14 protein-coding genes are annotated in these 13,019 nt (G+C 67.1%); 4 read left to right on the top strand and 10 right to left on the bottom strand.

The features are described 5' to 3' along the window. The first annotated feature begins 77 nt into the window (after window positions 1–77). From QX124_RS24460 to QX124_RS24470, 3 genes are read left to right on the top strand one after another with little or no spacing between them, the layout of a single operon-like run. Complete coding sequence (locus QX124_RS24460) at window positions 78–836, top strand: SDR family NAD(P)-dependent oxidoreductase (RefSeq protein WP_315798515.1); 759 nt, start codon at window positions 78–80, stop codon at window positions 834–836. A gap of 22 nt (window positions 837–858) precedes the next feature. Then, on the top strand, window positions 859–2,109 hold the full coding sequence (locus tag QX124_RS24465; protein WP_315798516.1) for an FAD-dependent oxidoreductase: 1,251 nt from the start codon (window positions 859–861) through the stop codon (window positions 2,107–2,109). Between the two features lie 31 nt (window positions 2,110–2,140). After that, the gene (locus tag QX124_RS24470) at window positions 2,141–2,809 is read left to right on the top strand and encodes an amino acid ABC transporter permease (RefSeq protein WP_315755635.1); all 669 of its coding nucleotides are present in this window, start codon (window positions 2,141–2,143) and stop codon (window positions 2,807–2,809) included. A 127-nt stretch (window positions 2,810–2,936) separates the two neighbouring features. Here QX124_RS24470 and QX124_RS24475 read toward each other — a convergent pair whose 3' ends face one another. The 9 genes from QX124_RS24475 to QX124_RS24515 form a co-directional block, all read right to left on the bottom strand. Beyond that, window positions 2,937–3,815, bottom strand: coding sequence for a transporter substrate-binding domain-containing protein (locus tag QX124_RS24475; RefSeq protein WP_315798517.1), 879 nt, complete (start codon window positions 3,813–3,815; stop codon window positions 2,937–2,939). Window positions 3,816–3,948: 133 nt separating this feature from the next. Next, window positions 3,949–4,962: a Na+-dependent transporter gene (locus QX124_RS24480; RefSeq protein WP_315798561.1), complete on the bottom strand. Its 1,014-nt coding sequence runs from the start codon at window positions 4,960–4,962 to the stop codon at window positions 3,949–3,951. A 102-nt stretch (window positions 4,963–5,064) separates the two neighbouring features. Beyond that, window positions 5,065–6,129, bottom strand: a complete 1,065-nt coding sequence (locus QX124_RS24485) for a ketopantoate reductase family protein (protein ID WP_315798518.1) — start codon at window positions 6,127–6,129, stop codon at window positions 5,065–5,067. A 260-nt stretch (window positions 6,130–6,389) separates the two neighbouring features. Beyond that, on the bottom strand, window positions 6,390–7,001 hold the full coding sequence (locus QX124_RS24490) for a YitT family protein (protein ID WP_315737761.1): 612 nt from the start codon (window positions 6,999–7,001) through the stop codon (window positions 6,390–6,392). Window positions 7,002–7,026: 25 nt separating this feature from the next. Further along, the gene (locus QX124_RS24495; protein WP_315798519.1) at window positions 7,027–8,193 is read right to left on the bottom strand and encodes an amino acid aminotransferase; all 1,167 of its coding nucleotides are present in this window, start codon (window positions 8,191–8,193) and stop codon (window positions 7,027–7,029) included. Window positions 8,194–8,384: 191 nt separating this feature from the next. Further along, window positions 8,385–8,714 (bottom strand): hypothetical protein, encoded by a 330-nt coding sequence (locus QX124_RS24500; RefSeq protein ID WP_315798520.1) that lies wholly within the window; start codon window positions 8,712–8,714, stop codon window positions 8,385–8,387. Window positions 8,715–8,792: 78 nt separating this feature from the next. Further along, entirely contained in the window at window positions 8,793–9,149 is a 357-nt protein-coding gene (locus QX124_RS24505) for a cupin domain-containing protein (protein WP_315798562.1), read from the bottom strand. 182 nt (window positions 9,150–9,331) lie between these two features. Next, the gene (locus tag QX124_RS24510) at window positions 9,332–10,294 is read right to left on the bottom strand and encodes an alpha/beta hydrolase (RefSeq protein WP_315798521.1); all 963 of its coding nucleotides are present in this window, start codon (window positions 10,292–10,294) and stop codon (window positions 9,332–9,334) included. A 28-nt stretch (window positions 10,295–10,322) separates the two neighbouring features. Next, a complete protein-coding gene (locus QX124_RS24515) occupies window positions 10,323–11,096 on the bottom strand; it encodes an SDR family oxidoreductase (protein ID WP_315798522.1) in 774 nt (257 codons plus the stop codon). 213 nt (window positions 11,097–11,309) lie between these two features. Between QX124_RS24515 and QX124_RS24520 the strand changes: the two genes are divergently transcribed. Further along, entirely contained in the window at window positions 11,310–12,290 is a 981-nt protein-coding gene (locus QX124_RS24520) for a DUF2155 domain-containing protein (RefSeq protein WP_315798523.1), read from the top strand. Between the two features lie 6 nt (window positions 12,291–12,296). Here QX124_RS24520 and aat read toward each other — a convergent pair whose 3' ends face one another. After that, window positions 12,297–12,977: a leucyl/phenylalanyl-tRNA--protein transferase gene (gene aat, locus QX124_RS24525; protein ID WP_315798524.1), complete on the bottom strand. Its 681-nt coding sequence runs from the start codon at window positions 12,975–12,977 to the stop codon at window positions 12,297–12,299. Between the last annotated feature and the right edge of the window lie 42 nt (window positions 12,978–13,019).

Genomic DNA, 13,019 nt, shown 5'->3' on the forward strand with positions numbered 1-13,019 from the left:
TGTCCGTCCGCGTGTTGGCATCGGCAGGTCCGGGACCTATAGTCCGCCCCGCGAAACGAGGGGCAGACCAGGGCGCGATGCGTGTCACCATCATCACCGGCAGCGGGGCCGGCATCGGCGCTGCCGTGGCGCGCCGCTTGGCCGCGCCGGGGCAGGCCGTGATGCTGCACGGGCAGGGGGCTGACGAACCGGGTCTCGCGCGTCTGCGGGACGTCGCCGCCGCGTGCCGGGAGGCCGGCGCCGAAGCCGAGTTTCATTGCGGTGACCTGGCCAGGCAGGGCGTTGCCACCGGTTTGGCGGCTGCGGCACGAACGCGTTTCGGCCGGATCGACGCGGTGGTGCATGCCGCCGGCTTTGCCGACCGCCGCAGCTTTCGCGATCTGCCGCGCGACGGGCTCGACCGCTCACTCGCAGTGATGCCGGCGGCCTTTCATGAGCTCGCCAGCGCCGCGCTCCCTGACCTCGTGCAGAGCACTCATGCGCGCGTGGTCGCGATCTCCAGCTTCGTCGCGCACCGCTTCGTGCCGGGCGGCATCTTCCCGGCCTCGGCCGCCGCCAAGGCGGCGCTGGAAGCGCTGGTGAAATGTCTGGCCATCGAGCTGGCTGCGTGCGGCGGCACGGCGAATGTCGTCGTGCCCGGCTATACGCGCAAGGATGCGGGACGGCTCGGCTCGCTCGATCCGGCCGCGTGGCAGACGGCGGCGTCTGCCAATCCGCAACAGCGCCTCGCCGAGCCCGACGACATCGCCGCGGCTGTCGCCTTCTTGCTGTCGAAAGATGCCGGCCACGTCACCGGCGCGGTGCTGCCGGTCGATGGCGGCCTGACCCTGATGTAAACGGCGGATGGATCGAGAGACGATGGAGCGTATGCAGCAGACAGCCGACGTGGTCGTGCTGGGAGCGGGGATCGTCGGCGTCTCCTCCGCCTACGCCATCCGGGAGCGTGGGTTCTCGGTGGTGCTGGTCGACCGCAAGGCGCCGGGCGAGGAGACATCGTATGGCAATGCCGGCATTCTCTCCTCCGGCTCGATCCTGCCGCTCAACAAGCCCTCGCTGTTCTCGGCGCTGCCGTCCTATCTCCGCAATCGGAGTGCGGCCGTGCGCTGGGACCCATCGTGGACTCTGCGCAACCTCGAATGGGTGCTGCGCTTCCTCGCCAATGCCGTGGAGTCCCGCGTCAAGCCGCGCGCGACCGCGCTGCATGGCCTGATCGGCGCGTCGCTGACGCTGCATCGCGACTGGATCGTCCGGTCTGGCGAGCCGCAGCGCATCCGCGAGACTGGCTGGCTCAAGGCGTGGCGCAGCGATGCGATCGCAGCCGCCAAGGCCGAGCAGGCGTTCCTGGCCGAATTCGGCATCAAGAGCGAGCTGCTCGACCGCCAGGGCATCTCGGCGCTCGAGCCGAATTTGCTGCCGGTCTACAAGGTCGGCCTGCTGCATAGCCAGACGGCGTCGGTCGATTCGCCCGGCAACGTCACCAAGGCCTATGCGCGCATGTTCGAGGGCGCGGGCGGCGTGCTGCGCCAGTCCGAGATCAGGGCCTTGCTGGCCGACGGCGATGGCTGGCGCGTCGTGCTCGGCGACGGCGAGATCCGCGCCCGCCAGGTCGTGGTCGCGCTCGGGCCGTGGGCGCCGGACATTCTCAGGTCGCTCGGCTACCGCGTGCCGATGGCGTTCGAGCGCGGCTATCACCAGGAGTTTGCGCCCAATCCGGCGCGCATGCTGCACCGTCCGATCCACGACGCCGAAGGCAGCTTCCTGATGACGCCGATGGAGAACGGCGTGCGCGTCACCTCCGGCGTCGAGCTTACCGATCGCGATGCGCCGTCGAATTTCGCCCAGCTCGAGCAGGTGGTGCCGCTGGCGCGCGGCGTGGTCGAGTTCGGCGAGGCCGTGGCCCAGCCCTGGCGCGGCGCACGGCCGACCTTGCCGGATTCGCTGCCGATGATCGGGCCGGCGCCGCGCCATTCCGGCCTGTGGCTTGCATTCGGCAATCAGCACATCGGCTTCACCACGGGGCCGGCCACGGGCGCGGCGATCGCCGCGATGATCGCGGGCGAGGCGCCGTCGTTCGATGCCTCCGCCTTTGCTCCGAGCCGGTATCTGTGAGGGGCCGCGACCGCGTCACGCCGGAGCTGCGATGAACTATACCTGGGATTTCGCCATCCTCGCCAAGTACAGCCATCTGTTCTGGGTGGGGCTCGGCTGGACCATGGCGTACACGCTCGGCACCATCCTGCTCGGCTCGGTGATCGGGCTCGTCGTCGGCATCGTCAGGCTGCGCCGTCCGGTCGTGATCGACTGGCTGCTGATCGGCTATATCGAGCTGTTCCGCTGCACGCCGCTGCTGGTGCAGATCATCTGGTTCTACTACGCATTCCCGGTGGTGATCGGCATCAACATTCCGGCGCATGTCGCCGCCGTCACCGTGCTGTCGCTCTATGCCGGGGCGTTCTATGCCGAGATCGTGCGCGGCAGCATCGAGAGCGTGCCGCGCGGGCAGTGGGATGCGGCACGCGCGCTCGGCTTGCGTCCGTGGCGGATGATGCGGCTCGTCATCCTGCCGCAGGCGCTGAAGCCGATGCTTGCGCCTTATGTCAACCAGTCGGTGACGCAGTTGAAGAACACCTCGCTGGTGTCGGTGATCGCGGTGCCGGATCTCGTCTACAACGCGACGCTGATCAACGCCGACACCTACCGGCCACTCGAGGTCTACACCATCATCGCGCTGATCTATTTCGCGATCCTGTTTCCGGCGACGCTGCTCGGCCGCCGCTTCGAGCGCGGCATGACGTACGACAAGGCGTGAGGCGATACATCATCGAATGCCTCCGTCATTGCGAGCGAAGCGTAGCAATCCAGGGCGGCACGCGCGGTCCTGGATTGCTTCGTCGCTGCGCTCCTCGCAATGACGGTAGGAGAGAGCGTGGCTTCGCTTAGATATTCACCTCGACCGGCACGTCCTCGGCCTTGACGCCGGCCAGCCCCAGGCCCTTGACGAACCATTCGCGCATCTGGCCGATGCCGCGGTTGTAGTCGATCCACACCGCGAGGAAGTCGCGCCAGCGCTTGTCGGCCTCGCGGCGCACGCCCATGCTGGAGGGGATCGCGACCGAGGGCGACTGCAGGATCCTGTAGGTGCCGAGATTGGGGTTCTTGGCGATCGCGGTGAGGCCCAGGATCAGTGCGTTGACGACCACGTCGACGCGGCCCGATGCCATCTCCAGCATCACCTCGTCGCGCGACTTCAGCGACTTGATGGTCGCGTTCGGCGCAAAACGGCGCGCCACCGCCTCGTTGGCCGAGCCGACGTCGACGGCGATCTTCACTTCCGGCTTGTTGATGTCGGCCCAGGTCTTGGCCTCCATCCCCTTCTTCAGCATCGCGCCGAACGGATGCGGAAACACCGTGCCGCAGAAGTCGATGACCAGCGCGCGCTGCGGCGTCGGGTTGAGCGCGAAGCCAAGATCGATCTTGCCGGCCTGCAGGTCGAGCACCGAATTGCCGTAGGTCGACTCGACATATTCGAGCTTCACGTCGAGCAGCTTGGCGATGTCGTTGGCCATCTCGATCGAGAAGCCCGACCACGTGCCGGAGGCGAGGTCCTTGTTGAAATAGGGCAGCTCGCCCGGCAGCACGGCGATGCGCAGCACCTTGTTGGCGCGGACCCGGTCGAGCGTGTTGTCGGCCGCTTGCGCCGAGGCGGGCGTCGTCGTCATGGCGGACGCGAGCGCGGCACCGGAGCCGATGGCGAGCGCGTAGCGCAGCGCATCGCGGCGGTCTTCGGAAATTTTCTGATCGTCTGACGTGGTCACATAATCCTCCTGCACCAACAGCCACGGAGCGTAGCGCCGGCCTTGCACGCCAGCAACAACCATGTCGGCCTTGATAGTAAGCGGCTGGCCGTCGCGTCATGCCGAAGCGGCCGCAGGCCGTTGCTGCTCCGCCTCATTCCGATGCAGGGCTGGTCAAGCCGTGATCGGTCCCGCCAGATGGAAGCGCCTTGGGACGCAGGCGCTCGGCGAGCGGCCGCAGCAACTGCGGGGCAAGGTGAATCGGGAACTGGCTCATCGCGAAATACAGCCAGGTGGTGCCCGGGATCGCGCCCTCGGTCGCCGCCAGCATCAGCCCCATGTTGCGCAGCGACACCATCATGCCGAGCGCCATGGCGCGTTCGCGGCCCGCGCCGCGAAACAGCAGCATCGTGGTACCAAGCAACAGCAAGAACACGGCGAAGGCGAGCAGCGCCAGTCCCAGCATGCGGAACGGGCTCGCGGCCAGGTCGGCCAGGAAATGAGCCATGATGGCGGAGGCGAACACGAACAGGATGAGGACGTTGAGGCCGTCGATCGGCGCGCGATGGCGGCGGATCGTATCGATGCCGAGGGCAAGGCGGATCGCGGCGGCCGCAGCCAGCGCGCCCGCAAGGATGGCGGCGAGCTTCAGCCCGAGCGCGGCCGGAGACAGTGACAATGTCTCGCCCAGGAACACATAGGCGAGCAGCGGTGCCGTCAGCGGCACCAGCGCGGTCGAGGTCACCAGCGTGATGAGAACGAGCGTCGCGTCGAGCCCCATCAGCGCGGCGAGCGCGGGCGAGGCCATCATCGGCGAGGCCGTCCCCTGCAGCATCAGCGCGAGATACAGGTCGGGTGCTGTGGCATCGACGCCCGTGATGCGCCCGATCGAGCCGACCAGCGCCGGCACGGCGATCGTGGTCCAGGCCGTCGCGGCCACCACCAGCAGCGGGCGGCGCAGATGCGCTGTTAGCATCGCGACGTCGACGCGCATGAACGAGATGCAGAGCAGCAGGAAGATCGCGTGCGTGACGTAGGGTCGCGCCAGCTCGCCGAGCGGCGGCACGGCGATCGCCAGCAGCAGCACCGCGACGATGGCGCGGGTGCCCTGATTGCCGAGCCAGCTCAGGGCCTGCAGAGGAAAAGCGAGAGGCCCGAAGGATGGCATCTTCATTCCGAACGCTGTGAATCAATGAACGCGCGAACCATGCGTTGGCCGCGCGTTCATGCAAAGTCACATCTGGTTACGGACGATGTCGGCGCCTGCTCATCACTGCGCGCTGGAGCCGCCGACCACGATCTTCTCGTTGAGCTTGAAGTCGACCGTCTGCACCGTCTGGTCGATCTCGGCATTGGGCATGCCGAGCTGCTGCGAGATCAGCTTCACCAGAAGGTCGACGCGCTCGATGAACGGCGCGCCCGCGGCGACGGCGCGCGCGGCCGACGACGGCTTGAGCAGGCTCTCGGCCGCCTTGGCGTATTTTTCGAACGGCACCTGGTCGCTCGGATCTGCGCCGAGCTTGCGCGCGATGGCATCGACGTGCTCGTAGATCGATTTCGACTGGGCGAGATTGCCATGAACGGCATCACGGATCGCCTGCGGCTCGCCGCGCGTGATGCAGCGATAGTTGCCGGTGAGCAGCATCGACCACTTCGCCAGCGGCACGAACAGCGAGTCGAACACCTTCAGCTTCACCGGCACGTCCTGGCCGTCGAGCTTGACCGCGTCGATGTCGCGCTCCAGCTCACGCAGCAGCGCATTGTGCTTTTCGTCCTCGAAGGTGGCGGCCTTGAAGTTGGTCGGCAGGCCGACATGCAGCACGTTGGCGGCTTCCTCCGGCGGACGGAAGGCCTGCGGATCCGGTGAGCACAGCGTGACCAGCCCGGGCGTGAAGCGTTCCCACACCGCGGGGTTGGTGTAGGCCTCGTCGAGGTCGACGTTGGCGAGCGCCGGGATGCGCTTGAGATAGGGCAGCGGCGGCATGTTCATGATCGACAGGCACGGAAGCCTGGCCTCGGCGATCTTCACCATCAGCACGCGAATGGTGTGGTTGGTGTATTGCGGCTCCTGCATCGCAAGACCAACCAGGTCGTAGCGCGACAGGTCGACGCTATCCGGCGTGGCCGCGTCGAGCTTGCCCGGCAGGTCGCGCGAGAAGATCGAGCGATGCGCCGGCTCGTCGCGCAGCTTGATGCGGACCTCCGTGCCGTCGCGGTTGATCAGCTCGGCGGTCTTCTTGCGGCAGACCAGCGTCACGTTGTGGCCGGCCATCAGCAGCTTGGTGCCGAGGAGGGAGCCGTAGGAAGCCCCGAGAATCAGAATGTTGCGTGCCATACCTTGGTCGTCCCCAGAGATCGGTTCGAGATTTTGCGTTCGCGTTTCTTGTTGGCGATCCAGCCGCACCGAAGAGTCCGTCAGGCGCCCCGCAGGGGCGGACGGAGGCGGTAACCCATTGCCTCGGTTGCTGGCATACCAGAGCTTTCATCCCACGGAATGCGCCGTCTGGCAAGGTGCAGCGCACCCATGCGGCATCCGGCGCGTGTCACGGTGGGGTATCCGAGCGCAGATCGACCTTGCGGTTGGAGCTCGGCCGCTCAGCTCAGCGCCATGTAGCGCCCCGGCTTGTGGTTGATCGCGATGATGACGTTGACGATCACGATGCCGATGATCGACAGCGCCAGCCGGTTCACGGGGATGACGAAGAATGCGGCGATCATGATGAGGAAATCGACGGCGAGCTGGAAATAGCCGGCGCGGATCTTCCAGTGCTCCTGCAGATACAGCGCCAGGATGTTGATGCCGCCGAGGCCCGTGCGATGGCGGAACAGCATCAGCAGCCCTGTGCCGGTCAGGCCGGCGCCGATGATGGTGGCATAGATCGGCTCGATCCACGCAATCTCCACCCAGGACGTCGTCAGGCGCGAGAACAGCGCCACAAGCCCGACCGCCAGGAAGGTGCGGATCGTGAACGGCCAGCCCATGCGCTTCACGGCCAGCACGTAGAAGGGCAGGTTGAGCAGGAAGAAGCTCAAGCCGAAGCCGTAGCCGCTGATATAGCTCAGCAGCAACGACAGGCCGGCGGTGCTGCCGACCAGCAGCACCGTCTTGCTGTAGATGAGCATGCCCAGCGAGACGAACAGCGTGCCGAGCGTCAGGGCCATTGCGTCTTCGTAGAGCTTGTGCCGTTCCTGGACGATCTCGGTCACGCTGTCATTCCTCGCCCGCGCTCGCTCAAAGCGACTTGAACAGGCCGGCGACGCGCGTCACGTCTGATAGCTTCAGGCCGGCGACATTGATGCGGCCCGAGGTCGGCATGTAGACGCCGCTCTTCTCACGCAGGGTCAGCACCTCCGCCGGGGTAAGTGGCAGCAGCGAGAACATGCCTTCCTGGACGCCAATGGCGACCGTGTTGGACCAGCGGCCACCGAGCGCCTCGGCAAAGGCACGGCGCAGCGTCGCAAGGCGCAGGCGCATCGATTCCAACTCTTCGCTCCAGTCGCGCCGCAGATCGGGGCTGCCGAGAATGGTCTTCACGATCGCCGAGCCGTGGTCCGGCGGCATCGAATAGCTGGTGCGCGCGATCGCCACGAGGTTGGAGCGCGCGGTGTCGGCCGCCGCCTGCGATGCCGCGACGGCGTAAAGAGCACCGGTGCGCTCGCGATAGAGTCCGAACGACTTCGAGCAGGACACTGCGACGAGCGCCTCGGGGACGGCCGCGATCAGCATCCGCAGACCGGCCGCATCGCCGTCGATGCCGGCGCCGAAGCCCTGATAGGCGGAATCGATCAGCGGCACGAGGCCGCGCGCTGTGATCATGGCGGTGATCCGCGTCCAGTCGTCGGCGCTGAGGGGAGCGCCGCTCGGGTTATGGCAGCAGGCATGGATCAGGACGGCATCGCCCGGCTGAGCGCGCCGCAGCGCGTCGAGCATGCTGTCGAGCTGCAGGGTCTGCGATGGCACGTCGAAGTATGGATAGGTCTCGACCTCGAGCCCCGCCGCGGCGAAGATGCCGGCGTGATTGGGCCAGCTCGGCAGGCCGAGCCAGATCTTGCCGGTGCCGGCCTGCCGGATCAGATCGGCGGCGAGGCGGAGCGCGCCCGAGCCGCCCGGAGTCTGCACGCCTGCGGCATGGACCGATGGCGCGGGGCCGCCGACGAGCGACCACAACAGGTCGAGGAAGCGCTGGTCGCCTTCCGGCGCCACATAGCTCTTGCTGTCCTGGCTCTCCCAGATGATGCGCTCCGCAGCTTTCACAGCGCGGAAGATCGGCGAATGGCCGGCCTCGTCGCGATAGACGCCGACGCCGAGATCGACCTTGTCCGGCCTCGGATCGGCTTTGAAGATGCCGATCAGAGCGAGCAGGGGATCATCGGGCTGGCGGGTCAAGCGGTCGAACATCGGGGCGATCCTATCGGAGGAGGGGCCTGCCAGACGGCCACAAGCCGTCCTTGCGGGCGAGGGGACACTATCTCGGTTGCAGCGCAAAAACAGCGGACATTTCGGCGATGCTCCGCTTCGTCCGCTGCATGGGCGGCCGTTGCGCCCTCAGAACTTGCCGTGGCCCGCCTGAGCGAACTGAGCGACAAGCGTCAGCGACCGCCTTCTGAGCCAGAACGGGGCTCGGGAGCCGGCTGTGGGGGCTCGGTGCGGATCTTGCGCGCGCCCCTGGCGGCAAGCTGTGAGCGAACCCTGCCATCGACTTGGCGCCCGGTCGCGCGTTGCCATTTCCGAAGCTCGACCGCGGTCGGGATCACTTTCACGATCCGCTCGTCCGGGCGACTGCCGATCGTGTCGATGACCTCCTGAGCGCTGGCCAGCCATTCTTCGTAGGTGTCGTGCAGATCTGGACAGATCCGCCTGATATCCTCCCACTCTTCGGGCTTGAACCAAGCCAGCGCAATCTCCAGAGTTGGCTCCATGTTTATCCTGCTCACCTGTCCGCTCTCGATGATATCTCAAGCTCGCGGAGTCCCGAAGCTCTGACGTCTTCTGGCGAGTCAGATGCGCGGCTTGGGCGCGGGCACCCGGTCGGAGTCGCCGGAGTTCGGTTCGCCTTTGGGTTCGATCAGGAGCACCTTGACCTCTTTGGCCGCGCGCGGCCGGTGGACGACCCCTTTGGGGACGATGAACAACTCGCCGGCCTTCACCGTCCGCGAAGGCTGCCCCTGAATGTCCATCTCCATCTCGCCTTCCAGGACCAGGAAGAAGTCATCCGTCGTGTCATGCTTGTGGAACGGGAATTCTCCCATGAACTTCACGACCATCACGTCATTGTCGTTGTAGTCCGCGATCACGTGCGGGTCCCAATGGCCTGAGAATTGGCTCAGCTTGTCGGCGAGGTTCACGGTCTTCATGCGGGAGTCTCCTGCTGCGAGGAATGAGATGTGAGCTGTCCAGTCGTCCCGCCCGGCTTGCACGAGATGTAGCTGCTGCTCGAGCGCGAGCAAGCCGATCTCACACGAGACGACTTCGGCCGCATGTGAGCACGATCCGCGAACTCGCGGGTCGTTGCGTTCTGAGCTCAGCGCGGTAACGCTCAGATGCCGCCGGGCCGGTCGAGCTGCTTCAGCCAGGCGCCGATGTCGCGCGCCGCGACATTGGCCTGGTCCAACAGCTTGCCCATCGTGAAGAAGCCGTGGAACTGGCCGGGATGCGTTCGGTAGGTCACCGCCACGCCGGCCTCGCGCAGGCGCCGCGCGTAGTCGTCGCCTTCGTCGCGCAGCGGATCGGCGCCGGCGGTGAGCACATAAGCGGGCGGTAGCCCCACCAGGCTTTCCGCCTTCGCCGGCGAGGCACGCCAATCGTGAATTTCGGCGACGCTGTTGAGATAATGGTCGCGAAACCAGCGGATGACCGAATGCGTCAGCAGCACGCTGGTCTCGGGTTCGCTGTGGGAGGGATGGCTCATCGTGAAGTCGGTGGCCGGATAGATCAGCACCTGGCCCGACAGCTTCGGCCCGTTGCCGTCGCGTGCCGACAATGCGACCACGGCGGCGAGATTGCCACCTGCGGAATCGCCGCCGACGCTGAGCCTGGCGGCATCGATGCCGAGCGCGGCGGCATTGTCGGCGATCCATCGTATGGCCGCGACGGCGTCGTCGACCGCAGCCGGAAACTTGTGCTCGGGCGCGAGGCGGTAGTCGACCGAGATCACGATCAGTTCGCCTTCGTGCGCCAGCGCGCGGCAGACCACGTCATGCGAATCCAGATTGCCGATCACCCAGCCGCCGCCGTGATAGAACACCAATCCCGGCGCAAGACCGTTGGTCTGCCGCACCGCCCTTGGCCGATAGAGCCGTGCCGGGATTGCGCCATGCGGGGCAGGGATGGCGAGGTCCTTGACGTCCGCAAGCTCGGGCGGCTCGGGATTGCTCACGACGCGCGCGGCCAGATAGTAGTCCCGCGCCTCCTGCGGTGTCAGCGTCTCATAGGCCGGCCGACCGCCCTCCTGGAACGCCTTGTAGACGGCGGCGGCATCGGCATCGAGCTGAACGGGCATTGCAATCGACCTGTGCGTTGAGGGGACGTCAAGCGGCGGTGCGGCCACCATCGACGGTGTAGGCGGCGCCGGAGACGTAGCTGGCATCGTCGGAGGCGAGGAAGGCGACGATCGAGGCGACCTCTGCGCCCTGGCCGAGTCGGCGTGCGGGGACGCGATCGACCACCTTGTCGGCCGGAACCGCGGCGCCGCTGCGCCCTTCGATGATCGCGCTCAGCATGCGGCTCTCGATCAGCCCGGGGCAGATGCAGTTCACACGCACATTAGTCCCGGTGCACTCCCAGGACGCGCTCTTGGTCAAGCCGATGACCGCGTGCTTGCTGGCGCTGTAGACGGCGATCTGCGGCGAGCCGATCAGGCCGGCGATCGAGGCGGTGTTGATGATCGAGCCGCGGTTCTGCTTCAGCATCACCGGAAGCACGTGCTTGAGGCCGAGGAAGACGCCGACGACGTTGACGTCGAGCACGCGACGGAACGCGTCGAGCGGATACGCGGTGATCGGCTTGATCTCGCCTTCGATGCCGGCGTTGTTGAAGAACACATCGATGGTGCCGAACCGATCGCACGCTTGTCGCACATAAGCCGCGACCTGGTCCTCGTCGGTGACGTCGGCGGCCACGGCGAGCGCCTCGGCGCTTGCGGGCAGGGCGGCCGTCGCGGCGGCGAGATCGGCCTCGCGCCGGTCCACGGCGACGATGCGGGCACCGCGTGCGGCCAGCAGCCGCATGGTCGCGGCGCCGATGACGCCGGCCGCACCGGTAACGACGGCCACTCGGCCGTCGAGACGGATCGAATCAGACATCGGTTTCCTTCCCTTTGACGCCGGTTCCGATCCGGCTCTTGATCACGACTATCTCATTGGATGAACCGGCTGACCAGCACGCGGAGCGCTGGCAGCTCGCCCTTCCCCCGCCGTATTCGACATGTTAACGGGAGGGCTGATCGAGAGCGGCGGATGGGTCATGACGCGATTTGATTGTCCCGAACCCCGATTCGCCTGATAAAGCCGCGCGAGATGCACCGAACAATCGTCCTGACCGGTATCGCGGCATTGCTGGCCGCCACATCCCTCACGCTGTCCGTGCCGGCGCGCGCGCAGATCGGTACCATTTTCTCCGATCCCGTTCCGCGCCCGCCGGGCAACATTCCGCGCCGTGGCGAGCCGATTCCGCCTCCCGAGGAAGACGAGGAGGTCCCGGAGCTGCCACAGGGCCGGGTGCTGCCGGCGCCGACCCGTCCGCCGCCAGGGCAGGGCGCCGCCCTGCCTGGCCCGGTCCAATCCCAGCCGCTGGCGCCGCCGCCGGGAACGACGATCCTGCCACAGAACAATCCCCCGGTCGCGGCCGTGCCGCCGCCCGGCCAGGCTGCGCCCGGTCAGCGGCAGGCACCGGCTCGCGGCGCACCCCAGAATGCGGCGATCCCGCCGAACGGCGCGGTGCCGCAGACGCCGGCCACCATCCAGCCGGGCGACGAGGTCGTGACCGAGCCGCCGGCGCAGAAGATCGTGAACAAGAAGGCGAGCTTCTCCGGGCTCGACAAGATCACCGGCCGCATCATCAATTTCGACGAGGACATCGGCGAGACCGTGCAGTTCGGCGCGCTCCGGGTGAAGACCGACGCCTGCTACACGAGGCCGGCCACGGAGGCCGCCAACACCGACGCGTTCGTGCAGGTCGACGAGATCACCTTGCAGGGCGAGGTGAAGCGCATCTTCTCGGGCTGGATGTTCGCGGCCAGCCCCGGCCTGCACGGCGTCGAGCACCCGATCTACGACATCTGGCTGGTCGACTGCAAAGAGCCGCAGACCACGGTGGTCAGCGCAGCCCCCGATCAGAAGCCCACGCCCACGGCGCAGCCGGCACAGAAGCGGCCGCCGCAGCAGAGGCAGGCGGCTCCCAGGCCGCCATCGCCGCCGCAGCAATATCAGACCCAGCAGGTGCCGCCACCGCCGCCGCCGCCCCAGGCGGGCGGACCGTTCGGCGGAGTGTTCAGATAACCGGGCTCAGCCGCGCGCGGCGATGATCGCCAACGCTTCGGTACCCGGCATCGGCCGATCGACCGCCAGCCTGGCGAAATTGGCGGCCGGTCCCCTCAGGGCCTTTTCGAGCAGCACGGTGTAGCGCCGGCGCGGGATCTCGACGGCGCCGAAGGTCTTGAGGTGCTCGGTGACGTATTGGGTGTCGAGCAACTCGAAGCCGCCGGCGATCAGCCGCGCGACGAGATGCACCAGCGCGACCTTCGAGGCGTCGCGGGTGCGATGAAACATGCTCTCGCCGAAGAAGGCGCGGCCCAGGCTGACGCCGTAGAGGCCGCCCACAAGCTCGCCATCCTGCCAGCATTCGACGCTGTGGCAATGGCCGAGCGCGTGGAGGCCGCTGTAGAGCTCGCGGATACGCTTGTTGATCCAGGTGTCCTCGCGGCCGGGCTGCGGCTCGGCGCAGCCATCCATCACCGCCTTGAAGGCCTGGTTCACGGTCACGGCGAAGGCGTCCGATCGCACCGTGCGCGCAAGGCGCGAGGCGACGCGAAAGCCGTCGAGCGGAATGACGCCGCGCAGCTCCGGCTCGACCCAGAACAAGGTCGGGTCGTCGGCGCTTTCGGCCATCGGGAAGATGCCGCAGGCATAGGCACGCAGCAGCACCTCGGGCGTGATCTCGGACGCTGCAGAGTCGCGCGTATTCATGGGATCAGCATAGCAGGCCGACGTCGGATGCGCGACGGTCGC

Origin of the sequence: Bradyrhizobium sp. SZCCHNRI3043 (genome assembly GCF_032377735.1) — a bacterium.
Taxonomy (GTDB): domain Bacteria; phylum Pseudomonadota; class Alphaproteobacteria; order Rhizobiales; family Xanthobacteraceae; genus Bradyrhizobium.